A 26,535-nucleotide genomic window follows, 5' to 3' on the forward strand; every position below is an offset into this window, starting at 1 on the left:
ATAAGACAGATAGAAAAAGAAAGAAAGGATGATTTTATGAAAAGCCGCTATGAATGGAATACGCTAATCAAATTTGGTGCGGTAACGGTGGGTTCTTTAGTAAGCCTAATCGCTATCTACATTTCCTTTTATATTAAATTCATGGGGAAAATTCCTGCGCGTAACTTTTTAGCATTTGAAAGCAGTTATCCTTGGATTGTTATCGGTTTTATCATCATTAATATATTATTTGGTACCTATATATTTTATAATAAATCCAAAATTGACATATTATTTTTTACAATTTTAAGTCAAATTATGTTAACTGTTTATTTAATGGCCTTGACTTATGCAGGAAGTTGGTTAACTTTTCCTCGTTCCGTTGTTTTATGGAACTTATTAATCGGTTCGATTGTGATGTTTCTTTATAACTACGGTGTCTATTTGTTATATCATAAGTTAAGAGGACAAAAAAGAATTCTAATAGTAGGGAAGAATGAACGGGTTTTAGAAGCGGTTCATAATTTTGATTTAATGGATAGTCCTCGTCATAAAGTAACCCATGTAGCTTTATCTAATTATTATCAAAATGTAAAAAGATTAGCTGATGAAGTCGATATTGTATATGTAACGGGACATATTGATGAAAAAGAACGCTTAAAAATTTTTGAGTACTTAATGAAAGAAAATAAACAATTATTTATTAGTACTGAATTTGAGAACTTAATGATGGTTAATCCTAATATTATGAATTTTGAAGATGAAAGTATCATCGAAGTTTCACCGTTTACCATACCGGCTGAAGAAGCATTTGTAAAGCGGATGATTGATATTGCTGTTTCCTTAGTGTTAATTGCTGTGACAGCGCCGATTATGTTGATTACGATGATTGCAATCAAACTAGATTCACCGGGACCAATATTTTACAAGCAAGAACGTATCACAATGGATCACCGAACGTTTAATATTTTAAAATTCCGTTCGATGAATGCAGCGGCTGAAAAAGATTCAGGCCCTGTTTTAGCAACATCGAATGATAGTCGTGTGACAAAAGTGGGACAATTTATTCGCAGTACGCGAATTGATGAATTACCACAATTATTAAATGTTTTAAAAGGCGATATGTCTTTAGTTGGCCCTCGTCCTGAACGACCATTCTTTGTAGACCAATTTAAAGAGGCTAACCCTTACTATGCTCTACGTCATCATGTACGAGCAGGAATTACAGGGTATGCACAAGTCTACGGTAAGTACAGTACAGACTTCAATAATAAACTGAACTTTGATTTACTTTATATCAAAAATTATTCATTAGCATTCGATTTTAAATTGTTATTTCAAACAATCAAAATTTTATTTGATAAAGTAAGTGCTAAAGGTGTCGATGAAGAAGAAGCGATGATACCACCAAGTTGGCAAGATTACCAGGAAAAAATCCAAATTATTGAATAAAGATTTAAGAAATAGCGCTGATACCTTGATATATCAGCGCTTTTTTGCTGTTTTTAGTGAATAATCATAGTATCTCAAGTGTTATTAGTAGAAGATAGCAAAAAACTTATGCTATACTTAGGTTAGAATTTCTAAGGAGGAATTTAAGATGAAGAAAACAATGAAGAATTTTTTTGCATTAGCCGCTTCGACGTTATTATTCACTGGGCCAGTTGCTACAACAACTATGGCGCAAACAACAATTGATGAAAATGTTTTAACTGAAATTCAAGAAGCTAATAAACACTTTGAATCTGTAAAATGGGATGGCTTTATTAAAGTATCGGCAGTTTCTGATAATCAAACAGCTGATATGGGGCAATTAAATTTTAACGGTACCTTTAATGGTATTCCTTTACAAGGTAGTTTTGAAGGAAATGTTTCAAGTCTGTTTTTAGGTGGACAAGAAATTGGTCTAAAAGCATTTTATCAAAATAGTACTGCTTATATCGGAACAATGGAAGGTGAAGCAGGATCTGGAATTAATTGGACTGCTTATGATTTCACAACATTAGAAGCCGATATGATTAAGAGTTTCCAAGATGCTTATAGCCAATCAAGTAATGTAGACCCACAAAAAACAACAGAGTTTACTAGCAAATATATGGACGTAACCGAAACAGACACCGATTATGTTTATACATTAAAACAAGACATTAATGCAGAAGAAATGTGGAATGATATGGATGCATTAGTTGACTTAGAGAAAGTTAAAGAAGATACGATTGCTAATATGGAGGAACAATCTGGTGAAGCACTTGACGAAGAATCACGTGCTCAATTAGATAAATCGTTCAATAGTGAATCATTAGCAAAATTCTTACAAATGAAACCTGTTATTGAAGTTTCATACAATAAAGAAACGAAATTCATTTCAAAACTTCTAATGGATTTAACAGTTAATATGCAAGACTTCATGGGCGAAGAAGAGCTTGCTGAAAATGCAGAAAGTGGAATGCCACAAAGCTTCTCAGTTCATGTAGAGTTGAACTTTAGTGAGCATAATGTTCCGCAAGAAGTAACAGTACCAGAGGAAGCATTAGCAGTAGAAGTACAACAACCTTCTTCACCAGAAGAAGCTGCCGATGAATTAGAAGATTTAGGTGAAGATTTAGAATCAGCCGAAGAATCAGCAATGGATGAAAATGCTGAATCAGGAACTGACGAATCTGCAACAGACGAATCTGCAGCAGAAGAAACTGCGACAGATGAAACTGTAGAAGAAACGACTGCAGCAGAATAATCTTTTAATCTATTATAATGTTTGCAAAATCGAATCGGGTAGCAACTTAATTTGAATTATGATTATTAAGTAGCTCGCCAAATAAAAAAGATTAGACCATGTGTAATTTCGGTTACGCATGGTTTTATTTTCTACTTCTTGTCCACTCCCGGAGTGATATCATAAATTGTATTTGAGTTTAATGAATATAAGAGCCTTCAATATCTAAAGTAGTATCAGTTTGAACGTTATTTCTGCATCATTGATGGATCGATACTACTACTAGATGGTGAATTAAATCAAAGATTATTCTTGACATTCATAAGAAGAACTCTTATCATATATCTGTTAAAAGTAATAGTTACAAATTTTCGCAAAAAGATTAATATAAGATAGGAGCAAGCAATGAGACTATTAACGGTAAAAGAATTATCTTTTTACTATGATCAAGAAAAAGTCCTCCATAATGTGAATTTTCATGTTGATGCAGGAGAATTCGTAATATTAACCGGTGAAAATGGGGCAGCCAAATCCACTTTAATTAAAAATATTTTAGGTTTATTGAAACCCGCCACTGGAACCATTGAATTGTCTGATGTCAATGCCGAAGGTGAAAAATTATCGATTGGCTATGTTCCCCAAAATGTGGCCGCTTTTAATGCTGGCTTTCCTTCGACCGTTCAAAAGTTAGTTGAATCAGGACGTTATAGTAAAAATCGCTGGTTTAAAAAATTAGATGCCAATGATTTAGAACATGTAGAAAAAGCTTTGAATGCAGTTGGGATGGCTCATTTAGCTAATAAAAAAGTTGGCGAATTATCAGGAGGACAAAAACAAAGAATTAATTTGGCGCGTGTTTTTGCAACAGACCCTGATTTTTTTGTATTAGATGAACCGACGACCGGAATGGACGTCGAATCGAGACGCTCTTTTTATCAATTATTACAACATAGTTGTAAAGCGCATGGCAAAGCGATATTGATGGTGACGCATGCTGATAAAGAAATTGAAGGTTATTTTGATCGCGAAATACGATTAATTAGAGGGGAGGGGACATCACCATGGAGATGTTTCAGTATGACTTCATCCAAAGAGCATTTCTAGCAGGTGCCGCTATTTCATTGATTACGCCCATACTAGGATTATTATTAATTCTACGACGTCAGTCTTTATTAGCTGATACCTTGGCCCATATCTCTTTAGCAGGAGTAGCGTTAGGTCTATTGCTTAAAGTAGCACCGACTTATACTACTTTAATTGTGGTGGTGATAGCGTCCGTTCTGATTGAATATTTAAGAATGGCATATCGTGATTTTTCAGAAGTTTCGGTGGCTTTAATGACAGCGACTGGGATGGCAGTAGCTTTAGTACTAGTCAATTTAAATCCTGATGCCGCTTCTTTTAGTATTGAGCAATACTTATTTGGATCGATTATTTTAATTACCGATCAAGAAGTAAAATTATTAATTGGTTTAGCCATTGGGTTAGTGATACTATATACTATTTTTAGACGCCCACTCTATGTTTTAACATTTGATGAGGCGACTGCACAAACATCCGGTTTGCCTGTTAAATTAATTTCAATTCTATTTTCTGTGATTACAGGGGTAGCAATTAGTATCATGATGCCGATTGTAGGTAGTCTGTTAGTATCTGCTTTAATCGTGATTCCCTCTGCGACAGCGATTAAAGTATCCAATTCATTTTTAAAAACGATTATCATTGCGATTGTTATTAATGTTATTGGTGTTTTCTCAGGTATTACCTTATCTTATCAGTGGGATACACCTCCGGGTGCCTCTATTACCTTGATGTTTGTGGCAGCTTTTGTCATTGTGTCGTTATTTAATCGTATTTGGATTTATTTTAAAAAAGGGCATTCTTAAACAATTAATGTGTAAATGATTAAAAAGGGGTTAGACTTTTTTGCTAACCCCTTTTTGCCTGTCTTTAGCCTATACAAGCAAGATTATTTTTGATAAAATCAAAAAGTATGAATGTTTTTAGACTTATGATAAACTAAAATAAATACGAATTAGGAGGCATCCAAATGGATGAAATAACACAAAAACAAAGACATCATCACGATGTATTGTTGGCCCTCTTAAAATATGATCATTTTCAAGCGTTAGAACTTGAAATAAAGCAGTTGGCTTTTGATGGTAAAGACGAGATTTTATTATTAGTCCAGTTAGCCAATGCTATTTTACAAGTGGACAATGAAAATGTAAAAAAACTTGCACAAAACACTCCGTTTCAAGGTGTTTTAGATGCATCCCAATTAGAACGTAAAACCTATTATTACTTACAAACACTGACCTTGCAATTGAAGCGACAGGAGTACGGTGATTACTTAAGAGGACTGACTCCATTATTGGTCGATGTTTTTCGGATTGCAATTGAACGTGATTTTTTACCAAATCTTGCGGAATATATTCAACCAATAAAAAAAGAGACAACTAGTGGTGCACATCTGTATCGAGGGCTTCAATGGTCACAAAATAAAATTGAAAGTCATCCTAATATTATTGCTGATACTTGGAAAAAGTATTACGGGAACTATTTCAATTATGACCACTATGTGAGTTCTAGTCATTTAATGAAATTAATCGAAGCTAATTCATCAAATGAGCACTTAATTGAACTGGCCTCTACGATGCGTAAGATTGAAAAGTATTTAAGAAATCTAGTTGCCCATGAAGTATTAACCGTTAATCAACAATTCTTTGTGGATCGTATACAACGGACACCATTGCAAGTTCATCAAGTGTTATTAGATTTATATGATGAAGTAGGACTAACTCATCCGTTACAAAGAACCATTATTGAACAAATAAAACAACAAATTACTTTACTATTACAACAAACAAAGGAAAAGAACTAAAAGAGGAGCACAATCAATGAAAAAGCTAGTCATTCATGGAGGAAAACCTTTAAAAGGTGAAATTACAATCAATGGAGCAAAAAATAGTGTAGTAGCTTTAATTCCAGCTGCTATTATGGCTAATTCTGAAGTGACATTAGAAGGCGTTCCAGATATTCAAGATGTACACTCATTAATAGAAATTTTAAATGATTTTAACGTTAAAACGCATTTTGAAAATAATGTTTTAAAAATAGACCCGACTGATATTGTTTCAATTCCAATGCCTACTGGAAAAATTCAAAGTTTACGCGCATCCTACTATTTTATGGGCGCTACTTTATCACGTTTTGGTGAAGGGGTGATTGGATTACCAGGGGGATGTTTTTTAGGACCACGTCCGATCGATCAACATATTAAAGCATTTCGTTCTTTAGGAGCAGATGTTAATGATGAATATGGTGTCGTAACCTTATCCACACCAGAAGGCTTAAATGGTGCTCGAATTTATATGGATGTTGTATCAGTGGGTGCAACTATCAATGCTATTTTGGCTTCGGTTAGAGCACAAGGGCGCACCATTATTGAAAATGCAGCCAGAGAACCAGAAATTATTGATGTGGTTACTTTATTAAATAAAATGGGTGCTAAAATTCGTGGAGCAGGTACGAGTGAAATCCGAATTGATGGAGTAGAAGAGTTAAATGGTGTGACTCATACCATTATTCCTGACCGAATTGAAGCAGGTACCTATATGGCGGCAGCAGTCGCAATGGGCGAAGGAATTAAAATAAACAATGTTATTTATGAACATTTAGAAAGTTTTATTGCGAAGTTAATTGAGATGGGCGTAAAATTAGATATTTTTGAAGATAGCATTTACGTTCATCCTTCAAAAGATTTAAAAATGGTGAGTTTAAAAACATTACCTTATCCTGGTTTTGCTACGGACTTACAACAACCAATTACACCGTTAATGGCGATTACCAATGGTCATGGTACGATTATGGATACTATTTACCCAGCACGAGTCAAACACATTCCTGAATTAAACCGTATGGGAGCAAATGTTCGCGTTGACGGGGATATGATTCGCCTTGAAGGACCAAGTAAATTAACTGGCGCTCAAGTGAAAGCTAGTGACTTAAGAGCGGGAGCAAGTTTAGTTATTGCGGGCTTAATAGCAGAAGGTGAAACCATTATCACAGGAGTGGATAATATCTTAAGAGGTTATACCAATATTGTTGGTAAGCTACAAGCATTAGGCGCAGATATTCAAATGATTGAAGATTAAGAAAGTAGGAAAAATAGTGTCAGATGCATTTTCACTAAAAACATTAATGGCTGCGGAAGTAAAGCAGTTATATGTTTATGCGAAAGAATTAGAGATACCGAACTACAGTCAACTTAGTAAGAAAGAACTTGCACTCGCAGTTATGCGTACACAAGAAGAAAAACAAGGTTTTTATCAAGTTGAAGGGGTCTTGGATATTGTAGGCGGCGATGGCTTTGGCTTTATTAGACCTATCAATTTTTCTCCCAGTCAAGAAGATATTTATATCTCAAGTTCTCAAATAAGACGTTTTGATTTAAGAAATGGAGATAAAGTAGCAGGACCAGCACGTCCACCAAAATCTAATGAACGTTATCCTGGCTTAATGCAAGTAAGTTCAGTGAATGGTAAAAATCCTGAAGAAGCTAAAAATCGCGATCATTTTCCAAGTTTAACGGCCATCTACCCGGATCAGCAAATAAAATTAGAAAGTGGTTCTAAACGGATAGCGAATCGAATGATTGATATTATAGCGCCTATTGGTTTTGGGCAACGTGGTATTATTGTTTCGCCACCAAAAGCAGGTAAAACAACCGTTTTGAAGGAAATTGCGAATGGGATTACAAGCAATTATCCAGATACAGAATTAATTGTTCTTTTAATTGATGAACGACCTGAAGAAGTAACGGATATTGAACGCAGTGTTGAAGGAGAAGTAGTATCTTCAACTTTTGATCAATTACCAGAAAATCATGTTCGGATTAGTGAACTCGTGTTAGAAAGAGCCATGCGTTTAGTCGAAGATGGACGTGATGTCGTGATCTTGATGGATAGTATTACTCGCTTGGCGCGAGCTTATAATTTAGTAGTCAAACCAAGTGGTCGAACTTTGAGTGGTGGGGTAGATCCTGCGGCATTTTATCTACCTAAACGCTTCTTTGGTGCTGCGCGTAATGTTGAAAATGGTGGATCGTTAACGATCTTAGCAACCGCATTGGTTGACACTGGTAGCCGAATGGACGATGTTATTTATGAAGAGTTTAAAGGGACCGGTAATATGGAATTACATCTATCGCGTCAATGGGCAGAAAGAAGAATTTTTCCTGCGGTGGATATCTTGCGTTCTGGTACACGTAAAGAAGAACTTTTAATGTCTGAAGAAAAATTACAACATATTTGGAAATTACGTAACTTAATGGGTGAAGATGTTTTACAATATACACAACAAGTAATTGAATTGCTGGAAAGAACAGATAATAATGAAGTAGCCTTTCAACAATTGACAGCTTTTTTAAACGCGATGTCGTCCAATAAGAAAAGTAGTAAGAAGGGTTAAATTTGTCAAAACAACATAAAACCAATGTGATGAGATTGTTAGAGCAACATCAAATAGCTTATCAACCTCATGAATTTACTAATAAAAAAGCAGCCAGTGAATTACCAATTTATAAAACACTGGTGACGGTTGCGAAATCAAAAGCACACTATGTGTTTGTCGTACCCGTAACGCATGAACTAGATTTAAAAAAGGCAGCTAAAGCAGTCAATGAGAAGTCAATCGAAATGATTAAAGAAAAAGAACTCTTACCTTTAACGGGATATGTTCATGGCGGCTGCTCACCGATTGGCATGAAGAAGTCTTTTTATACGACTTTTGACCAATCGATTGCTAATCATACGTCGATTTTATTTAGTGCAGGTAAAGTAGGGTTTTCCGTTGAAATTGCAGTGTCAGATTTAGAACAATTAAATCAAATGATTGACATGCAAAAGGCTGAAGTAGCCAAAGAAAAGTGATGAGATAGTAACTGGCAGTATCGGTGCATTAGCTCCTAATACTGTATATCAATCATCTATCCTTTATTAATATTAAATGAAACCCATTATGGGGGTGGTCACCTGGAGGCAGAATTCATCGATGTTCTACTTCTAATCCACTCCCAATTTCTTTTGTCTTGAAAACGGAACCTTATTTTACATCTTATTCTAGGGAGTGTACAATATAGATGAATAAATAAAGAAAGAGGCAACGAATGTTAAACGAAATGATGCATCGACCAGTAGTCATGAAAGAACTGGTTGATTATATGCGAAGTGCTCAATTACCATTTGAAGGTAAGTTAGGTGAAATTGAAAAATATGCAAACGAAAGAGGTATCCCGGTGATTCCTCATGAAACAGCGAAATTTATCGACTTTTTTTGTGCAACCATTCAACCAAAAGATATTTTAGAAATCGGAACAGCGATTGGTTTTTCAGGCAGTCTAATGGCTAGACACTTACAAGCAGATGGGCATTTAACAACCATCGATCGCTATGAATTAATGTATGAAAGAGCCAAAGAAAATTTCAAAAAAATTGGATTGAGTGACCGCATTACTTTAATCGAAGGTGATGCGAATGATGTGTTACCAACTTTAGCAGGTTCTTATGATTTAATTTTTATGGACAGTGCTAAAGCGAAATATATTGAATTTTATCCTGAATGCATGCGCCTATTAAAAATGGGCGGCGTCTTAATTATCGATGATGTCTTCCAAGGTGGCACTATTTTAGATGACGAAGCAGACATACCAAAACGTGTTCGTAAAATTCATCGTAAATTAAATGAATTACTGGATACCGTTTTATCCGATAAAACACATCGTTCATGTTTAGTTCCTTTAGGAGATGGCTTATTGATGGTTAGAAAGGAAGCGGAAGTATAATGGATAATATTAAGTTAGTGGCAATTGATTTAGATGGTACTTTTTTAACAGATACGAAAGAAATTCCCGCCGCTAATATCGAAGCGGTTCATCATATTATGGATAAGGGGATTAAAGTGGTCATTTGTACTGGACGTACGTTACCAGGAACCCGACGCTTTATCGATCAAATTGATTTTGGACATGAGAATGAGTATGCAATCATTCAAAATGGTGCGGCGACACATCGTTTACCAGGATATGATGTCGTGGCGGCCACTTATCAATCCGTTGAGAGCCGCCAAAAATTAGTGCGATTTTTCTTTGAAAGTCGCTTTGATACATTGCAATTAGTAGTATTTGATCAAGAAAATCTTTTTTTAATTGGTGATCAAACTCCAAGTGAATTTGTACAAAAAGATGCTGAAACATTGGCAACGCCTATTACATTTATTTCTCAAGCAGATTTTGACCAAGTGGAAGGTATTTTTAAAATGATGGTCTTAGGACCAAAAGCAGACCTTGATGCCTGGAATGAGTTACTTACCCAAGAAATAAAAGCAGCTTTCGATGTCGTTCGTAGTCAACCAATCATTATTGAATTTTTATCAAATGATACGAATAAAGCGACAGCGTTAAAAGCTTTGAGCGAAGACCTTGGTATTACTAGAACTGAAATAATGGCCATAGGTGATGAACAAAACGATGTTGAAATGTTAAAATGGGTTAAACATTCGGTTGCGATGGGCAATGCTTCGCCGGCGATAAAAGAACTTTGCTTATATGAAACGGCGAGTAATAATGAAGGTGGAGTAGCAGCAGCTCTTCGTAAGTTATTCTAATATATATTTGAATACTTACGATAAAATTCAAAATATTTTCACATTTCTATGCTATTATTTAAAATGAAACAAGAAAGAAAAGAGGCAACGATATGAAAAAGCTACTTTTTACGAGTATCGCTTTAGTCTTATTGTTGGGAATTGGTTATGGGGCTGGAATTGGCTATTATGCTGAGAAGTTCCAAGCGAATACCACATTTGGCTCGGTTGATATTAGTAACTTAACATTAGAAGAAGCAAAGCAAAAAATATCTGATGATTTAAGTAAAAAGGAAATTACATTAACTGAAAATGGTCAAGAATTAGGTAAATTTACCTTAGCACAATTAAATGGGCAAATTAATGCCGATGAAGTGTTAACCGCTGCTTATCAAGCTCAAGATCCATCACAATGGTTAGCAGGATATTTCTCATCGGTGGAATACGATAATTTATTAATGAATAATGTAAAAATTGATGACGCTGCTTTAACCGAAGCTTTGGCTACAATTGGTTTAAACAATAGTGAACGGACGGCTTCAACGGATGCTTATATTGAATACACGGATGCAAGAGGATATTATGTTGAGCCTGAAACAGTAGGTAATCAACTAGATTTAGATTTAGTAAAACAAATGGTCGTTGAAGGATTACAGTCTGGACAAACGACGGTTGAATTGAATACGGCTTATTTACAACCGGAGATAACCAGTGAAAGTGAAAAAATCACTACTTATATGGATCAAATCAATTCTTATATTGAGACTAAAATCAATTTAGAAATTGCGGGAGATACTGTTACGATCCCGAAAGAAGAAATTATTAAATGGATTTATTTCGATCAAGGTAACCAAATTGTTGTAGACCAAGCATTAGTTCAAGAATATGTGTCAACACTTAATGATAAATATGCAACATTTAATAAGCCACGTGAGTTCGCAAGTACATTAAGTGGAACCGTCACCGTGCAACCGGGTACTTTAGGTTGGTCGATTGACAGTGAATCAGAAGCGGCACAAATTGCTGCTGATTTAGCTGAAGGTCAAGAAGTAACCAGAACACCGGCAATCGTAGGGTCAGGGTATTCAACAGATGGAACAAATGACATTGGTAGTACTTATGTTGAAGTTGATATCGCCAATCAAATGATGTTTGTTTACGTAGACGGCACCCAAGTTATTTCGACACCAGTTGTGACGGGTAGAACCGGAACAGATACTGTACCGGGTGCTTATGCTGTTTGGAATAAAGAAAAGGATACTGAATTAAAGGGATATAATGTCCGTACTCAAAGAGATTATGTCCAACCCGTTTCTTATTGGATGCCATTTGATGACACCGGTCAAGGAATTCACGATGCAAACTGGCAAGCTTCTTTTGGTGGGGATGCTTACTTGACAGCCGGATCTTTAGGTTGTATTAACACGCCACCTGATGTGATGGCACAAGTTTTCAATACTGTGGAAGTAGGAACACCGGTCATTGTATTCTAATTAAATAAGTAAATAACACGTGACATGGATATGCTACTATGTTGCGTGTTTCTTTATTTTAGAGTCTATTAGAATAGCATTAAACTCAAGGGTAAGTAGCTTACAAAGGAAAATTTTAAAATACACCCACTTGTCAAGAGGTAAAAATTCATGTATCTAGATAAAAAAAAGAATTGTTGTTATAATGGACAGAGATAAAACCCTTTAATGAAAGAACAATTAAAGGAATTGTAGTAAATTTAAATCCTACGAGGAGGATATGATAATGAAAAAAGTTCTCGTTGTTGACGATGAAAAAACAATATCAGATATCATCGTTTTTAATTTAGAGAAGGAAGGCTTTGAAATTAAAGTTGCCCATGATGGTGAAGAAGCACTACAGAAGTTTCATGATGAAACTCCAGATTTGATTGTCTTAGATTTGATGTTACCCAAAATTGATGGTTTGGAAGTTTGCCGTGAAATCAGAAAAGAAAGTAGTGTACCGATTATAATGCTAACGGCTAAAGATTCCGAAATTGATAAAGTTCTAGGCTTAGAATTAGGCGCGGATGATTATGTAACTAAGCCGTTCTCTAATCGCGAATTAGTAGCACGTGTAAAAGCCAACTTACGACGTCATAGCGCTCGTGAACAAAGTGATAATGCGGCTGGTAATGCTAATGAAATCGTAGTCGGAGATTTAATTGTTCATCAAGATGCGTATATTATTTCTAAACGTGGTGAGGAAATTGAATTGACTCATCGTGAATTTGAATTATTGCATTATTTAGCCAAACATATTGGTCAAGTGATGACGCGTGAACATCTCTTAGAAACCGTTTGGGGATATGACTATTTTGGGGATGTGCGTACGGTGGACGTGACTATTCGTCGTTTAAGAGAAAAAATTGAAGATGCACCTAGCCATCCGGTATATATCGTGACTCGAAGAGGTGTAGGATATTTCTTAAAGAATCCGGATCAGGACTAATTGTATGAAGCAAGGATTTAGTTTTTTTCAATCCATTTACTTTAAAATACCGATGTTGTTTATTTTTATTTTACTGATTTCATTTCAGTTTATTGGGGTCTTTTTTATCGACCAATTACAATCACAATCGGTCACAACTTTTAAAGAAACGTGGAATACACAGTCGAATTTTTTAATTAATAATGTTAGACCTATTTTAGAGTCGTCTGGTGATCCTAACCAGACGACTACTATTGAGTTACAGCTAACTCAGACCTTAGCTACTTTTACGGCCGACGAAGCAACGAAAATTCAAATATTGGACAATGAAGGCTATGTTAGGGCGATTAATCAAAGTGGACTGGCTAATACGGTGGGGCAAAGAGTGGATAATGATAATGCTTTAGCTGTTATAACGTCAAGACAAGCTTATGCCCAAGAGTATCATGATTATGTACGTAATAACCGTAGTTATTTATTAATACGTCCTGTCATGTCTCAAGATAATAATCAACTATTAGGGGTCGTAATGGTAGAAGCGAGTATGAATAATATTTACAATCAAACGCGTTCTGTCATGGTTATTTTTGTGCAATCCGCAATTGTCGCAATTGGGGTCGCTTTCGTGATTGCATTATTCCTTTCCCAAGCGATTACCAATCCTATTGAACAAATTAGACAACAAGCGATGCGTATTTCTGATGGGATATATAATTATCCAGCCACCGTCAATGGCAAAGATGAACTGGGTGAATTAGCTAATACCGTCAATGAATTGGCTATTAAAGTTAAAGATGGACAAGAATCCATTGAATCCGAACGCCAGCGTTTAGACGGGATTTTAAGACATATGACAGATGGTGTTATTGGAACTGACCGTCGTGGTAATGTTTTGCTAATTAATGAACGTGCATTAGAGTTATTGAGTATTCATCAACAAGATGCTTTAGGCATTTCAATTATTGAGTTATTAGGTATTAAGCAAACGCATCGCATCAAAGAATTGCTTGCTGGAGAAAAAGAAGTAATGATTGAGCGTGAAGATGACACGATCCTTAAGGGAGAAATCTCAATCATACGTCGTGAGACAGGGTTTGTAACCGGACTCGTTTGTGTTTTGACCGATGTGACTGAGCAGGAGAAAACAGATCGAGAAAGAAGAGAATTTGTTTCGAATGTTTCCCATGAATTACGAACACCATTAACTAGCGTTAAAAGTTATACGGAAGCATTGGCAGATGGCGCTTGGCAAGATGAAGATATTGCTCCGCAATTTATTGAAGTGATTCAATCAGAGACGAATCGGATGATTCGGATGATTGGCAACTTACTGGATTTATCAAAAATTGATGGAGGTCAAATTAAGCCTCAAATGGAATTAATTGACTTTAAACGGATTGTCAACCATATTGTTGATCGTTTTGAATTTACTTTGGATTCACAGGAGAAAAAATATACGATTAAACGTCAATTTACGCCAAGAGAAATATATTTAGAAATTGATCAAGATCGCATGACACAGGTCATTGATAATATTATGAGCAATGCGATTAAATATTCTCCTGATGGTGGGGAAGTAATTGTTAAAATTGTTGATAATCCTCATACGGTTGTGTTAAGTATTACCGATGAAGGATTAGGCATTCCACAAAAAGATTTACCACATCTGTTTGAACGTTTTTATCGAGTGGATAAAGCTCGTTCAAGAGACCAAGGGGGAACCGGTCTAGGTTTAGCCATCTCTAAAGAAGTGATAGAGTTGCATGGAGGTAAAATTTGGGTTGAAAGTAAAGAAAATCATGGTTCAACTTTCTTTGTAGAATTACCATATGAGCCATTTGAACTAGAGTTTTCGGATGAAGAAGGGTGGGATGAAGCGTGAGAAAATTTTCCTTTCAAACATTCTTTTTAACGCTCTCAATTGTGGTGAGTTTGTTACTAAGTTATATTTTGATTTTTGATAATAATGCTTTATTATCCCGTTTCTCCTCTAATCAGGAAACAGCACAAGTCAATATTCAAATGGATAGTAATAATAAAGTTTCTGACTACTATCAATTGGCTAATGTAAAATTAGCAGAAATCATCTATCCGACCAATGTGATTATTTCTGAAGGCGATAATGCCTATTTATTGAATGATTATTCGGGATTACGTTCACTGGCATCGAGTTTAAGTCAAAAGCGTATCTCCTTAGTTGAGAAAATCGTGGTACCTCCAGAAGAGCAATATATCGAATTAATATCACAGGAAAGAGTCGAGTTTGAATTTTCAACAGCCTTACCATTTGAACTATCGGATAATTTTATTAAAAATGAAAGTGAAGAAACGGAATTTGAATTTAACCGTATTATTTTTCCTAAAAACGAAAAGAATACCGCCTACTTATTAAATACTTTTGAACAAGTTTATATGAAGGCTAAATTGCCAGAAGGGAACACAACGGACGATTATTTTAAAATAGCGCGAGTTTCAAAAGGGAAATGGATTGTTGCTGAACGCTATAATTTAAGTAATGGCAATCATGTTTATTTACCGTTAAAAACCATGACGATGCCAAGTCAACTTTATACTTTAAATTTAGTTCCTGAAACTAATGTGATTGATTCTTTATTTGGAAATGTCCGTTCATGGCGTTCTGTTTCTACCAATGAAGACAGTAGCAGTGGGACCATTATGTATTACAACTCAAATATGGAGCTTCAGATTAATCCTTTTGCTCAAATGCTTGGAATTAATTACAAAAATACCAATCAGTTTGAAGCTAAAACATATAGACAACGAATTGAGCAAAGTTATAGTCAAATGCGTCAGTTTGAATATTGGAAAAACGGGATACGTATTGGAACCCAGTCAAATGGCACAACCATTGTCTATCAACGTTATCTTGATGGTTATCCTACCTTTTCTAGTTCGACGGTTAATCATTATGCTAGTAGTCGTGTTTATTTCCGTGGTGGTAATTTGACTACTTCTATTACGCGCTTAGCATTACCGATGGTTTACTTGGAAGCGCATGTCGCCGATCAAAGTAGATCATATGAATTGATGAGTGTGGATGAATTGACATATGAATTGAATATGGCGGGATATTCTGTTAGTGATTTTACCAATGTAGTGATTGGCTATGAATGGCAAGATAATATGTCTGAATTTCAAAAAGTGAACTTTGTTCCTAAATGGTTTTTTGAAATCAATAATGTTTATTATTCAATTGATCAAATTCGTGAAGGTGAGCTCGAAGCCATGGGGAATATTAGTGATAGTCGTCACTATTTTACAAGAAGGTAGGTGACAAACAATGGATTTTAAACGAATTATGTTAATGTTAACCTTGTTTTTTTTAATCTTTGATATTTATCTAGGGTTTAGAGTCTATCAACAAGTTCAATCTACTACCATTCGTCAAAGTGATTTTCAGCAACAAAGCATTGAACAGAGACTTCAAGCTCGTGATATCACTTTGTTGTCACCACTAAATGAAGAAGAAGTTGAGGGCACCTTAATTAAAACTGAAGAGAATAGCGTATTACGTGATGGATTGAATCAATTAACCCATCAGCAAGTGAATTTTTCAGACGAAAATGTATTAACAGCTACTTTTGATGAACCGTTAAATATGGAAGGGCAAATAACGCCTGAAACAAGCACTTTACCAAGCGAAGTGGCAAAATTTATTCGTGATCAATATTTATTGAATGATGAGTTATTTATTGAAGGTGGGGCTTATACGCAATATTGGTATTTACCAACCAATCGAACCATTGTTTTTTGGATGACAGCTATTAATAATACCCCCATTGTAGATGGGAGTGCTGAGATTAAATTACAATTAGATGAAAACTATAATATTGCGTCCTACACTCAAACGTATCAGCATAATTTTGTGACTTTAGATGAGGATAAACCTTATAAATTAATCACAGCACGTGAAGCAATTGAAGTACTCGATACGCGTATTCAGACGAACTTGCCGTCTAATTCAACCATTATTCATGTGACTTTATCTTATATCAAATATAAAGAATGGGACGAGATAAATATTTACCTTCCAGTTTGGAATGTCGTTTATCAACGTTCTGAAGGTCAAACAGGTTCAATGTTAGTGGATGCCATCAAAGGTCAAGTGATGGAACGATAGTTTACAAAGTTTAGTAGCATTGTCAATGCAAGCAAACGGACTGTTACCCTAAAATACACAGGTATTTTCAGGAAATGCAGTTAAGAGTGCAAAGCATTGGCAATGTTTTTTTATTAAATGAGCGATATGAACGAAAAAATATTAAGTGAAATATAGGCGTGCTTATGATAAGATAGACAAATGAAAGGGGCGATCATATGCGTTTATTAGCCATTGATACATCTTCAAATTTACTTAGTTTAGCCTTGTTTAACAATCAAAACATTATAGCATTTGAAAATAATCAATCACAAATGCAACATGGCGTATTATTATTACCCAAAATTAAAGAGCTTTTAGCAAGCAATCAAGTGACGGCAAAAGAGATTGATGGCATTATTATTGGAATGGGACCGGGGTCTTATACAGGCTTAAGAATAGGTGTTACAGCAGCTAAAATGTGGGCAGTTAGTCAAAATATACCCGTTTATCCTGTTTCGAGTCTAGCTGTAATGGCTTTAAGCGTTGAGCCGTCCGACAAGAAAGTAGCCATTGTGCCAATTGTGGATGCTCGTCGAGAGAGTTGTTATACTGCTATTTACCAAATAGATATGACGGGCAATCATAACACTATTCTTGAAGATAGTCATAGTGATTGGCGATTGTGGTTAAAAAACAATGCGTCTATTTTAAGTCAGTATGATGAGATTGTTTTCGTAGGTCATCAAATCGCAAATTTTGAACCGCTAGTCAAAGAGGTGTTGCCTAATTTAAATTATCGCTGGGTTGACGATGTGTCGGCTTTACCACGTATGGAACGTTCAGTGCGTTTAATAAAAGAGCCTATTGCAGATATTGATTTATTATCTCCAAATTATGCTCAGTTGACTTTAGCTGAGCGAGAATGGTTAGAAAAAAAAGAGCAGGTAGACGGTTATGATACATTGGTTGATACAACAATTAACTAAATTCAAAACACGACTATCAGGCAAAAACTTAGTGACGCCTACCATGCCCAAGATAATGGAACAACTGGATTGGCAAGCAAAAACCCATCCCGAGGGCTTTGTATTACGACTGTGTCACCAATCGGATCTCGATTTTTTTGAACAAATTGAAAAACAAACTTACGACGGTTATTTAGCCTGGCGTAAAGCTGATTTTTTAAATGATTGGCGCAAAAATCCTTATGCCTTGTATTTAGTGATTGAATTGGAAGGAAAGTTAGTGGGCGTAATCACTGGTAGAGTACTGTATCGAGATTCACATATCAGTCAGTTGATGGTGCTGCCAAGATACCAATCAAAAGGGTTAGGTCAGTGGTTAGTGAGTGAATGGCTATCTATCGCTAAACAATTTAAAACAAAGCAAATCACTTTGGAAGTACGAGAAAGTAATCAACGTGCTCAAAAATTATATCAAAAAATGGGTTTTCAAGTCATTGATCAAAGGGAAAACTATTATTACAATAATCACGAAACGGCTTTAATTATGAGTCGTAGAGAGAAGGAATAAGGATTGATAGAGTACCATGTTGTACCGATAAAAGGAAAACTAATGATGTCGCCATTTAAGGAACAAATTATCGAAGCTAATCGACATTTTGGGTGGAATGAAGCCCAAACGTTAACGGATTTTAATAATGAACATAGTGAATATTATTGTTTGGTTAATCAAGACAAATTATTAGGTTATGTCGCATTGCATCATATTTTAGATGAAGCGTCGATCAATATTGTCTACATTGATAAGACCTTTCGACAACAAGGGTTAGCAACGGAATTACTCGTCTTTGTATTAAACCAATTAAGTCAGCGTCAAATAAAAAATATCTTTTTAGAAGTACGAGCGAGTAATCATTCAGCAATTCATTTATATCAGAAAACCGGCTTCGATTTATTAATTAAGCGCAAGAATTATTATCAAAATCCCATGGAGGATGCTTATATTTTCCAAAAAAATTTGACGAAAGGAGATCAAGATGAGTCAAAAGAATAATCTCATTTTAGCATTTGAGTCAAGCTGTGACGAAACAAGTGTTGCCGTCATTGAAAATGGTTCGATTATACGCAGCAATATTGTGGCTTCGCAAATTAAATCACATATGCGATTTGGTGGTGTCGTACCAGAAGTAGCCAGTCGTCATCATGTTGAACAAATCACTCAAATTTATCAACTGGCACTAAAAAAAGCACAAGTGTCAATAGATGAGATTGATGCGATTGCCGTCACCAAAGGTCCAGGACTAGTTGGGGCTTTATTGATAGGCATTACTGCTGCTAAAACATTAGCCTTCGTTCATGATAAACCATTAATTGAAGTTAACCATTTGGCAGGGCATATTTATGCATGTCAATTAGAAAATCAATTACAATTCCCATTATTAGCCTTAATCGCAAGTGGCGGTCATACTGAGCTCGTTTACATGGAAAACCATAACCAGTTTGAAGTTATTGGCGAGACACAAGATGATGCGGTTGGAGAAGCTTATGATAAAGTAGGGCGGATATTAGATTTACCTTATCCAGCTGGAAAATACTTAGATCAATTAGCACAAACAGGACACGCAACCTATCCAGTCCCCAGAGCAATGATTCATGAAGATAATCTTGATTTTAGTTTTAGTGGCATGAAAAGTGCTATTATGAATCTCGTTCATAATGCTCAACAACGTGGCGAGACATTTGTGAAAGAAGATTTAGCGACTAGTTTCCAAACAGCAGTTATTGAAGTTCTAACGACTAAAGCGGCGAAAGCAGTGACGAAATATCCTTCAGTTAAACAATTTGTCTTAGCTGGTGGGGTGGCAGCTAATTCCGGATTAAGAAAAGAATTAGTTGCAACCTTAGATCCAATCGAAGTATTGATTCCTTCATTACCTTTGTGTGGTGACAATGCGGCAATGATTGGGGCTGCTGCTTATCAAATGTATCTACAACAACAAATGGGTAGTTTAGATTTCAATGCTCAACCCAGTTTAGATTTATCATAAAATAATGAAACTCTGAAACAAATAAAATGTTTCAGGGTTTTATTTTTTCGAAAATTAAAAATTAATTAAAAAACATCTTGATTTTTAATTCTATTTGGTGTATTATCTCATTTAAAGAGGTAATCTTTAATGAAGCTATCATAAATATTAAATAGGAGGAAACATTAATGAGAAAATTCTTTAAAAAAGCAGCCGTTTTAGGTACGGCACTATTATCATTTAACGCAATGTCTCCATTATTCGTAACCAAAGTTGGCGCACAAGCAGAACAAACCTTAACATTATCAACGACATCTGAGCCACCAACTGTTGACCCAGGGATTGCAACCGATAGTTCGTCAGGTGCGATTATTAAAAACGTCTTTGAAGGTTTAACAGCGATTAAAGATAATCAACCAGTGCCAGCAGCGGCTGAATCTTGGGAAGTAAGTGAAGATGGTTTAACTTATACGTTCAAATTACGTGAAGGCTTGACATGGTCAAATGGTGATCCAGTGAAAGCAAGTGATTTTGAATTTGCATGGAAACGTGCTTTAAATCCAGAAACCTTATCAGAATATGCGAACTTACTTTATGTGATTGAAGGAGGGGAAGCTTATAATACGGGTGAAGGCGAAGAGGATGCAGTCGGTGTTAAAGCATTAGATGATATGACTTTAGAAATTAAATTAAATGCTCCGGTAGCTTATTTCCCAGAATTAATTGCGCACTATACTTTTATGCCAGTTAATCAAGCAGTAGTAGAAGCGAACCCTGATTGGGCAATGGAAGCGGGTGAAGATTACGTAACCAACGGACCATTCGTCTTATCTGAATGGAATCATTCGAGTGATTATGTATTGACTAAGAATGAAAATTATTGGGATGCAGACAATGTTTCATTAGAAACTGTCAATGTACAAATGGTAGAATCTGAAGCAACTGCTAATGCAATGTATCAAGCAGGTGAATTAGATTACTTAGGATCACCATATAATAGTGTTTCATTAGATGCGATTGATACTTATAAAGCAGATGGAGCATTAAATATCTCTGACTATGCTGCTATTTATTGGTACAAAGTGAATACAACCGATGAAGTAATGTCTAATGTGAATATCCGTAAAGCTTTAGCTTTAGCTATTGACCGTCAAGGTTTAGTAGACAATATTACAAAAGGTGAACAAGAACCAGCATTAGGTTATGTTCCACAAACAATTGCTGGATTTGAAGAAGACCGTGGTTACTTCAAAGATGCTGATTTTGAACAAGCTAAAGAATATTTAGCAAAAGGTTTAGAAGAGTTAGGCTTACAAGATCCTAGCGAATTAAACGTAAAAATCTCAATTAATACGTCTGAAGCGCATTCAACAATTGCGCAATATATCCAAGAAGGTTGGGCAAGTAATTTAGGTATTAACGCTGAAATTGATAATTCTGAATGGCAAGTTTATCTAGATAAATTATCTGCTTTAGATTATCAAGTAGGACGTTTAGGTTGGATTGCAGACTACAACGATGCTTCTTCATTCTTAGGAATGTATGATTCTGTAGATAATGGTAACAATGATACGGGTTGGTCTAACGAAGAATATACTAAATTATTAAAAGAAGCAGAGTTAGAAACTGATCTTGATAAACGTACAGAATTATTGAAACAAGCTGAGGCTGTCATGATTGAAGAAATGCCAGTTATCCCATTGTATTACTACACTAACTTATCAGTTAAGAAAGACAATATTAAAAATATGGAACCTGATGCATTAGGTAACCTTGATTTGAAAAATGTCGTAGTTGAATAAAATATAACGGAATGAATAAGGACTGGGCAGGAACTTAATAATTTCTGTCCAGTTTTGTATCGTTATATCATTGCGCAGTAGGTGAGTGGCGTGAAACGGTATTTTTCAGACTGGTTTGATACCTACTTCTTACTGTGCGGGGGTGGGCATATGAAGCGAAAATCAATCGGTTTTCTACTTCTTGCCTACGCCCATTTCGTGTTGCTTTATTAAACGGTGGCGCAAACTTTTGATAATATAAGGAGGAATATTAGATGAAAAAGTATATCTTTAAGAGAATCGTTTATATACTGATTGCACTTTTTTTCATTATAACATTAACGTTTTTCTTAATGAGAATTGCACCCGGTAGTCCTTTTGCGAGTGAAAGAGCACTAACGCCTGCGATTGAAAAACAATTAAATGAAACCTATGGCTTAGATAATCCATGGTATGTGCAATACAAAGACTATTTATTAAACATTTTAAAATTTGATTTTGGTGAGTCTATGAAGTATAAAGGTCGTTCGGCTAACGATATGATCTTTAAGTCATTTCCTATCTCATTAGCCTTAGGGGCCCAGGCGCTCTTTTTAGCAGTCGGTTTTGGGGTTTTATTAGGGGTCATTTCTGCTATGTACCATAATAAATTAGGTGATTATATTTCAACTATAATTGCTGTCTTAGGAATTTCAATTCCTTCATTTATTTTAGCAGGATTAATGCAATATTTTTTAGGATTGAAATTGGGATTGTTCCCTTTAAGTGGTTGGAAAGGATTTAGTTACACCATCATGCCTTCATTTGCGATGGCTTTAAGTTACATGGGAAATGTGGCCAAAATGGTCCGATCTAGTATGCTGGAACAAAATACATCTGAATATGTAAAATTAGCTCGAGCAAAAGGATTAAGAAAATGGAATGTGGTCTTCAAGCATTCACTGCGCAATGCATTATTACCTGTTATTACATACTTAGGACCTTTAACTGCCGGCGTGGTAACGGGGAGTTTTATTGTTGAAAATATTTTTGCGATACCTGGACTCGGTAAACACTTTGTTACTAGTATTAATAACCGTGATTATACGATGATTATGGGAACCACTGTTTTCTATTCTATTCTATTATTATTCGCGGTCTTAATTGTGGATATCATTTATGTAATGGTTGATCCACGAATTAAGTTGGAAGGAGCTGAATAATAATGACTCATGAAGAAAAATTAAATCCCAAAGATTTTGAAATAGTAGGGATTTCTGAAGATCAAACTGATATTTTAAGTAATAAAACGGTATCGTTTTGGGGCGAAGTCTTTCATACTTTTAGCCGTAATAAACTAGCGATGTTTGGGGTTGGGTTATTAATTGTAGTGGCCTTAATGGCGATTTTTGTGCCAATGGTGTCACCATTTAGTTTTAGTCAACAAACCAAAAATTATAATATGCCACCCAATGCGACCCATTGGTTTGGTACTGATAACTTAGGGCGAGATATTTTTGTCCGGATTTGGGTTGGAGCACGTATTTCCTTATTTATTGGATTAGCAGCTGCTGCTATTGACTTAATTATCGGAGTATTATGGGGCAGTATTGCCGGGATTGTAGGTGGACGTGTCGATAATATTATGATGCGTATTGCTGATATTTTAACGGCGGTCCCTTATTTATTGATTGTTATTTTACTATTAGTTGTTATGGATAAAGGGTTAATGCCAATGATTGTGGCCCTTTCGATAACAGGTTGGGTACGAATGGCTCGCATTGTCCGAGGAGAAGTATTATCTATCAAGAACCAAGAATATGTTTTAGCGGCGCGTACATTAGGGGCGAATACCACTCACTTGATACTAAAACATTTGATTCCAAATGCGATGGGAGCGATTATTGTCACGATGACCTTATCGATTCCTTCAGCAATCTTTACGGAATCATTTCTTAGTTATTTAGGTCTTGGGGTGACACCGCCAATGGCCAGTTGGGGAACGATGGCTTCAGAAGGAAACGAAGCCATTATGACGGCACCGTGGCGTTTAATATTTCCAGCGGTATTAATTTCATTAACAATTTTTGCATTTAATGCGGTCGGTGATGGTTTACGTGATGCACTCGATCCAAAACTTAGAAAGTAGAGGTGACTAATATGACAGAAAAATTATTACAAGTAAATGATTTGCGTATTAGTTTTAAAACTTTTGCGGGTCGTGTTCAAGCCGTTCGTGGGGTTAATTTTTCTTTAGAAAAAGGAGAAACCTTAGCCATTGTAGGAGAATCAGGCTCAGGAAAATCAGTAGCATGTAATGCGATTATGCGTTTAATTCCACAGCCACCTGGACATTTTGATGCGGGAGAAATTTTATTTAATGGACAAGATTTATTGAAATTAACCGAAAATCAAATGAGCGATATCCGTGGGAAAGATATTGCGATGATTTTCCAAGATCCGATGACCGCTTTAAACCCAACAATGAAAGTTGGCAAACAAATTGCCGAAGTCATTTTACGACATAAAAAAGATATCTCTAAAGCACAAGCCAAAGCGCGTTCGATAGAGTTATTAAAAGAAGTCGGCATTCCATTTCCAGAGCGCCGTTATGAACAATACCCTCATGAATTTTCAGGTGGGATGAGACAACGGGTAGTTATCGCGATTGCCTTAGCAGTGGAACCTAAGCTATTAATTGCTGATGAACCTACTACGGCATTAGATGTAACGATTCAAGCACAAATATTAGAATTAATGAAAGAGATTCAACAAAAAAATGGCAATTCGATTATCTTTATTACGCATGACTTAGGCGTAGTGGCGAATGTTGCCGATAAGGTAGCGGTAATGTATGCGGGCCAAATTATAGAGTACGGTACCGTCAATGAAATTTTTTATAATCCTAAACATCCCTATACTTGGGGACTACTAGGTTCCATGCCTGATTTGGAAAATGATGATGCTCAAGAACTTTATACTATCCCAGGTTCGCCACCGAATTTAATCAATCCTCCTAAAGGGGATGCTTTTGCTCCACGTAATCACTATGCAATGAAAATTGATTATGAAAAGGAACCGCCAATGTTTAAAGTCAATGAGAACCATTTCGTTAAATCTTGGCTGATGGCTGAAGGAGCACCTAAAATCGAAGTGCCAGAAATGATTCAGAAAAGAATTCAACGATACTTAAAAGAAGGAGGCGTTACAAATGAGTAAGAAAGTACTTTTAGAAGTAAAAGATTTCAAACAATATTTTGGTAACAGTCAACAACCGATTAAGGCCGTTGATGGTATCTCATTTGAAGTTTATGAAGGTGAAACCCTCGGACTTGTAGGGGAATCTGGTTGCGGTAAATCTACAACGGGGCGCTCGATTATTGGACTTTATGATATTACGGGGGGCACGATTACTTTCGATGGGAAAGTCGTCAGTGGTAAGCAAAGTGCCAAAGATAAGAAAAATTTGGCTCGTCAACTACAAATGATTTTCCAAGATCCTTATGCTTCCTTAAATCCACGTATGACTGCTGGAGAAGTTATTAGTGAAGGCTTTGATATTCATGGACTTTATAAAAATAAAGCAGAACGTCGTAAGCGAATTGGTGAATTGTTAGAAGCAGTAGGGTTAAATAAAGAACATCAAAACCGTTATGCTCATGAGTTTTCTGGAGGTCAAAGACAAAGAATTGGTATTGCGCGAGCTTTAGCGTTAGAACCTAAATTCATTATCGCAGATGAACCTATTTCAGCACTAGATGTCTCGATTCAAGCACAAGTCGTTAACTTATTGAAAAAATTACAAAAAGAACGTCAATTAACCTATTTATTTATTGCCCATGATTTATCGATGGTCAAATATATTAGCGACCGAATTGCAGTGATGTATGCTGGGAAAATACTTGAAGTAGGACCAGCTGCTGAAATTTATCGTAATCCTATTCATCCTTATACGAAGTCATTATTATCAGCAGTCCCTCAGCCAGATCCGATTAGTGAAAGTGTTCGTCAAAGGTTGCCTTATCAACATCAAGAACCGACCGGAGAAGTAAACAAATATGAAATATCACCCGAACATTTTGTCTATGCGGACGCGGAACAATTGAAAGCATGGACAAAATAAAAGGTGTTAATATCTTCTGTTTAGTGTTTTCAATCGACATTTTTAATGGGTTTAAGTATAATTAAGGTATACGAAAAAAGAAAGGTTGATTTACCATGCCATTTTTAATCATACTAGGAATTTTAGTTTTAATTGCCTTAGCTTGGGTTGGAATTTATAATAATTTAATTAAAACAAGAAACTGGGCTGAAGAAAGTTTTAGTCAAGTCGATGTGCAGTTACAACGACGCAATGACTTAATCCCTAATTTAGTCGAAACAGTCAAAGGATATGCGGCTCATGAAAAAGAAACCTTAGACTCTGTGATCAAAGCACGTCAACAATTAATCGATGTCGCGAATGCTTCACCCGAACAAATAAATGCGGCCTCAAATGCATTAACAGGTGCTTTATCTCGTTTATTAGCAGTAGCCGAATCTTATCCGGATTTAAAGGCAAACACTAATTTCCTTGAATTGCAACGTAGCTTAACCGATACAGAAGATAAAATTGCTAAAGCTAGAATGTTATATAACTCCAGCATTAATCAGTATAATACTAAGATTGAAACAATTCCTAACAATATCGTTGCGGGTGTTCATGGCTTTACTAAGAAAGTGTTCTTAGAAACACCAGAAGAAGCTCGTGTAGCACCAAAGGTAGAATTTTAGAGCAAATCTCCAATAATGGAAGGATATGATGTTCATTTTAGTGTGTCTATTTAGACCCCTAAAATAGGAGAGGTGAAAGAGAACAAATTTCAGAGTGAAGTTTGCCCTCTTTCCTCTCCTTTTTTGCGGG

The 26,535-nt window shown here is 35.8% G+C and carries 25 protein-coding genes; all 25 read left to right on the forward strand.

Annotated features, from left to right (window positions below):
• Positions 1 to 36: 36 nt before the first annotated feature.
• The gene (locus GSA01S_RS00225) at positions 37 to 1,431 is read left to right on the forward strand and encodes a sugar transferase (RefSeq protein ID WP_066123433.1); all 1,395 of its coding nucleotides are present in this window, start codon (positions 37 to 39) and stop codon (positions 1,429 to 1,431) included.
• A 148-nt stretch (positions 1,432 to 1,579) separates the two neighbouring features.
• On the forward strand, positions 1,580 to 2,713 hold the full coding sequence (locus GSA01S_RS00230; RefSeq protein ID WP_066123436.1) for a hypothetical protein: 1,134 nt from the start codon (positions 1,580 to 1,582) through the stop codon (positions 2,711 to 2,713).
• A gap of 384 nt (positions 2,714 to 3,097) precedes the next feature.
• On the forward strand, positions 3,098 to 3,796 hold the full coding sequence (locus GSA01S_RS00235) for a metal ABC transporter ATP-binding protein (RefSeq protein WP_066123438.1): 699 nt from the start codon (positions 3,098 to 3,100) through the stop codon (positions 3,794 to 3,796).
• Positions 3,754 to 4,578, forward strand: a complete 825-nt coding sequence (locus tag GSA01S_RS00240; RefSeq protein WP_066123440.1) for a metal ABC transporter permease — start codon at positions 3,754 to 3,756, stop codon at positions 4,576 to 4,578. The genes GSA01S_RS00235 and GSA01S_RS00240 overlap by 43 nt, the downstream gene beginning before the upstream one ends.
• Before the next feature lie 164 nt (positions 4,579 to 4,742).
• Positions 4,743 to 5,576: a hypothetical protein gene (locus GSA01S_RS00245; RefSeq protein WP_066123442.1), complete on the forward strand. Its 834-nt coding sequence runs from the start codon at positions 4,743 to 4,745 to the stop codon at positions 5,574 to 5,576.
• A gap of 16 nt (positions 5,577 to 5,592) precedes the next feature.
• The gene (gene murA, locus GSA01S_RS00250) at positions 5,593 to 6,849 is read left to right on the forward strand and encodes a UDP-N-acetylglucosamine 1-carboxyvinyltransferase (RefSeq protein WP_066123445.1); all 1,257 of its coding nucleotides are present in this window, start codon (positions 5,593 to 5,595) and stop codon (positions 6,847 to 6,849) included.
• Positions 6,850 to 6,895: 46 nt separating this feature from the next.
• Complete coding sequence (rho, locus tag GSA01S_RS00255; protein WP_101813956.1) at positions 6,896 to 8,164, forward strand: transcription termination factor Rho; 1,269 nt, start codon at positions 6,896 to 6,898, stop codon at positions 8,162 to 8,164.
• A gap of 2 nt (positions 8,165 to 8,166) precedes the next feature.
• Positions 8,167 to 8,625 carry an aminoacyl-tRNA deacylase gene (locus GSA01S_RS00260; protein ID WP_066123450.1) on the forward strand — a complete coding sequence of 153 codons (459 nt, stop codon included), beginning with the start codon at positions 8,167 to 8,169 and terminating at the stop codon, positions 8,623 to 8,625.
• 236 nt (positions 8,626 to 8,861) lie between these two features.
• Positions 8,862 to 9,536 (forward strand): O-methyltransferase, encoded by a 675-nt coding sequence (locus GSA01S_RS00265; RefSeq protein ID WP_066123453.1) that lies wholly within the window; start codon positions 8,862 to 8,864, stop codon positions 9,534 to 9,536.
• Positions 9,536 to 10,357 carry a Cof-type HAD-IIB family hydrolase gene (locus GSA01S_RS00270; protein WP_066123456.1) on the forward strand — a complete coding sequence of 274 codons (822 nt, stop codon included), beginning with the start codon at positions 9,536 to 9,538 and terminating at the stop codon, positions 10,355 to 10,357. Before GSA01S_RS00265 ends, GSA01S_RS00270 begins: the two co-directional genes overlap by 1 nt.
• A 92-nt stretch (positions 10,358 to 10,449) precedes the next feature.
• Positions 10,450 to 11,829, forward strand: coding sequence for a L,D-transpeptidase family protein (locus GSA01S_RS00275; protein ID WP_066123459.1), 1,380 nt, complete (start codon positions 10,450 to 10,452; stop codon positions 11,827 to 11,829).
• Positions 11,830 to 12,088: 259 nt separating this feature from the next.
• Positions 12,089 to 12,802 (forward strand): response regulator YycF, encoded by a 714-nt coding sequence (gene yycF, locus GSA01S_RS00280; RefSeq protein ID WP_174519388.1) that lies wholly within the window; start codon positions 12,089 to 12,091, stop codon positions 12,800 to 12,802.
• A gap of 4 nt (positions 12,803 to 12,806) precedes the next feature.
• Positions 12,807 to 14,663, forward strand: coding sequence for a cell wall metabolism sensor histidine kinase WalK (gene walK, locus GSA01S_RS00285; RefSeq protein ID WP_066123465.1), 1,857 nt, complete (start codon positions 12,807 to 12,809; stop codon positions 14,661 to 14,663).
• Positions 14,660 to 16,072, forward strand: a complete 1,413-nt coding sequence (gene yycH / locus GSA01S_RS00290; protein WP_066123469.1) for a two-component system activity regulator YycH — start codon at positions 14,660 to 14,662, stop codon at positions 16,070 to 16,072. The genes walK and yycH overlap by 4 nt, the downstream gene beginning before the upstream one ends.
• A 10-nt stretch (positions 16,073 to 16,082) precedes the next feature.
• On the forward strand, positions 16,083 to 16,922 hold the full coding sequence (gene yycI / locus GSA01S_RS00295) for a two-component system regulatory protein YycI (protein ID WP_066123474.1): 840 nt from the start codon (positions 16,083 to 16,085) through the stop codon (positions 16,920 to 16,922).
• Positions 16,923 to 17,119: 197 nt separating this feature from the next.
• Entirely contained in the window at positions 17,120 to 17,869 is a 750-nt protein-coding gene (gene tsaB / locus GSA01S_RS00300; RefSeq protein ID WP_066123477.1) for a tRNA (adenosine(37)-N6)-threonylcarbamoyltransferase complex dimerization subunit type 1 TsaB, read from the forward strand.
• Positions 17,838 to 18,416 (forward strand): ribosomal protein S18-alanine N-acetyltransferase, encoded by a 579-nt coding sequence (gene rimI, locus GSA01S_RS00305; protein ID WP_066123480.1) that lies wholly within the window; start codon positions 17,838 to 17,840, stop codon positions 18,414 to 18,416. Before tsaB ends, rimI (GSA01S_RS00305) begins: the two co-directional genes overlap by 32 nt.
• 3 nt (positions 18,417 to 18,419) lie before the next feature.
• On the forward strand, positions 18,420 to 18,899 hold the full coding sequence (gene rimI, locus GSA01S_RS00310; RefSeq protein WP_143739999.1) for a ribosomal protein S18-alanine N-acetyltransferase: 480 nt from the start codon (positions 18,420 to 18,422) through the stop codon (positions 18,897 to 18,899).
• Positions 18,883 to 19,893 carry a tRNA (adenosine(37)-N6)-threonylcarbamoyltransferase complex transferase subunit TsaD gene (gene tsaD, locus GSA01S_RS00315; RefSeq protein ID WP_066123487.1) on the forward strand — a complete coding sequence of 337 codons (1,011 nt, stop codon included), beginning with the start codon at positions 18,883 to 18,885 and terminating at the stop codon, positions 19,891 to 19,893. The genes rimI (GSA01S_RS00310) and tsaD overlap by 17 nt, the downstream gene beginning before the upstream one ends.
• A 167-nt stretch (positions 19,894 to 20,060) precedes the next feature.
• Complete coding sequence (locus GSA01S_RS00320) at positions 20,061 to 21,674, forward strand: peptide ABC transporter substrate-binding protein (protein WP_066123490.1); 1,614 nt, start codon at positions 20,061 to 20,063, stop codon at positions 21,672 to 21,674.
• Between the two features lie 254 nt (positions 21,675 to 21,928).
• Entirely contained in the window at positions 21,929 to 22,855 is a 927-nt protein-coding gene (locus tag GSA01S_RS00325) for an ABC transporter permease (protein WP_066123493.1), read from the forward strand.
• 2 nt (positions 22,856 to 22,857) lie between these two features.
• Entirely contained in the window at positions 22,858 to 23,781 is a 924-nt protein-coding gene (locus GSA01S_RS00330; RefSeq protein ID WP_066123497.1) for an ABC transporter permease, read from the forward strand.
• Positions 23,782 to 23,792: 11 nt separating this feature from the next.
• A complete protein-coding gene (locus GSA01S_RS00335) occupies positions 23,793 to 24,851 on the forward strand; it encodes an ABC transporter ATP-binding protein (RefSeq protein WP_066123500.1) in 1,059 nt (352 codons plus the stop codon).
• Positions 24,844 to 25,755 (forward strand): ABC transporter ATP-binding protein, encoded by a 912-nt coding sequence (locus GSA01S_RS00340; RefSeq protein ID WP_066123504.1) that lies wholly within the window; start codon positions 24,844 to 24,846, stop codon positions 25,753 to 25,755. The genes GSA01S_RS00335 and GSA01S_RS00340 overlap by 8 nt, the downstream gene beginning before the upstream one ends.
• Before the next feature lie 95 nt (positions 25,756 to 25,850).
• Positions 25,851 to 26,405 carry a LemA family protein gene (locus tag GSA01S_RS00345; RefSeq protein ID WP_066123507.1) on the forward strand — a complete coding sequence of 185 codons (555 nt, stop codon included), beginning with the start codon at positions 25,851 to 25,853 and terminating at the stop codon, positions 26,403 to 26,405.
• Positions 26,406 to 26,535: the final 130 nt, after the last annotated feature.

This window comes from Globicatella sanguinis NBRC 15551 (genome assembly GCF_001552295.1).
GTDB lineage: Bacteria > Bacillota > Bacilli > Lactobacillales > Aerococcaceae > Globicatella > Globicatella sanguinis.

Coding starts and splice junctions, on each gene's coding strand:
- GSA01S_RS00240 (WP_066123440.1), top strand. CDS start 3,754: ATGGAGATGTTTCAGTATGACTTCATCCAAAGAGCATTTCTAGCAGGT.
- rimI (WP_066123480.1), top strand. CDS start 17,838: ATGATACATTGGTTGATACAACAATTAACTAAATTCAAAACACGACTA.
- GSA01S_RS00235 (WP_066123438.1), top strand. CDS start 3,098: ATGAGACTATTAACGGTAAAAGAATTATCTTTTTACTATGATCAAGAA.
- walK (WP_066123465.1), top strand. CDS start 12,807: ATGAAGCAAGGATTTAGTTTTTTTCAATCCATTTACTTTAAAATACCG.
- GSA01S_RS00270 (WP_066123456.1), top strand. CDS start 9,536: ATGGATAATATTAAGTTAGTGGCAATTGATTTAGATGGTACTTTTTTA.
- GSA01S_RS00275 (WP_066123459.1), top strand. CDS start 10,450: ATGAAAAAGCTACTTTTTACGAGTATCGCTTTAGTCTTATTGTTGGGA.
- GSA01S_RS00230 (WP_066123436.1), top strand. CDS start 1,580: ATGAAGAAAACAATGAAGAATTTTTTTGCATTAGCCGCTTCGACGTTA.
- yycI (WP_066123474.1), top strand. CDS start 16,083: ATGGATTTTAAACGAATTATGTTAATGTTAACCTTGTTTTTTTTAATC.
- tsaB (WP_066123477.1), top strand. CDS start 17,120: ATGCGTTTATTAGCCATTGATACATCTTCAAATTTACTTAGTTTAGCC.
- GSA01S_RS00320 (WP_066123490.1), top strand. CDS start 20,061: ATGAGAAAATTCTTTAAAAAAGCAGCCGTTTTAGGTACGGCACTATTA.
- GSA01S_RS00345 (WP_066123507.1), top strand. CDS start 25,851: ATGCCATTTTTAATCATACTAGGAATTTTAGTTTTAATTGCCTTAGCT.
- yycF (WP_174519388.1), top strand. CDS start 12,089: ATGATAATGAAAAAAGTTCTCGTTGTTGACGATGAAAAAACAATATCA.
- GSA01S_RS00340 (WP_066123504.1), top strand. CDS start 24,844: ATGAGTAAGAAAGTACTTTTAGAAGTAAAAGATTTCAAACAATATTTT.
- GSA01S_RS00335 (WP_066123500.1), top strand. CDS start 23,793: ATGACAGAAAAATTATTACAAGTAAATGATTTGCGTATTAGTTTTAAA.
- murA (WP_066123445.1), top strand. CDS start 5,593: ATGAAAAAGCTAGTCATTCATGGAGGAAAACCTTTAAAAGGTGAAATT.
- GSA01S_RS00225 (WP_066123433.1), top strand. CDS start 37: ATGAAAAGCCGCTATGAATGGAATACGCTAATCAAATTTGGTGCGGTA.
- tsaD (WP_066123487.1), top strand. CDS start 18,883: ATGAGTCAAAAGAATAATCTCATTTTAGCATTTGAGTCAAGCTGTGAC.
- GSA01S_RS00325 (WP_066123493.1), top strand. CDS start 21,929: ATGAAAAAGTATATCTTTAAGAGAATCGTTTATATACTGATTGCACTT.
- GSA01S_RS00245 (WP_066123442.1), top strand. CDS start 4,743: ATGGATGAAATAACACAAAAACAAAGACATCATCACGATGTATTGTTG.
- GSA01S_RS00265 (WP_066123453.1), top strand. CDS start 8,862: ATGTTAAACGAAATGATGCATCGACCAGTAGTCATGAAAGAACTGGTT.
- GSA01S_RS00330 (WP_066123497.1), top strand. CDS start 22,858: ATGACTCATGAAGAAAAATTAAATCCCAAAGATTTTGAAATAGTAGGG.
- rho (WP_101813956.1), top strand. CDS start 6,896: ATGGCTGCGGAAGTAAAGCAGTTATATGTTTATGCGAAAGAATTAGAG.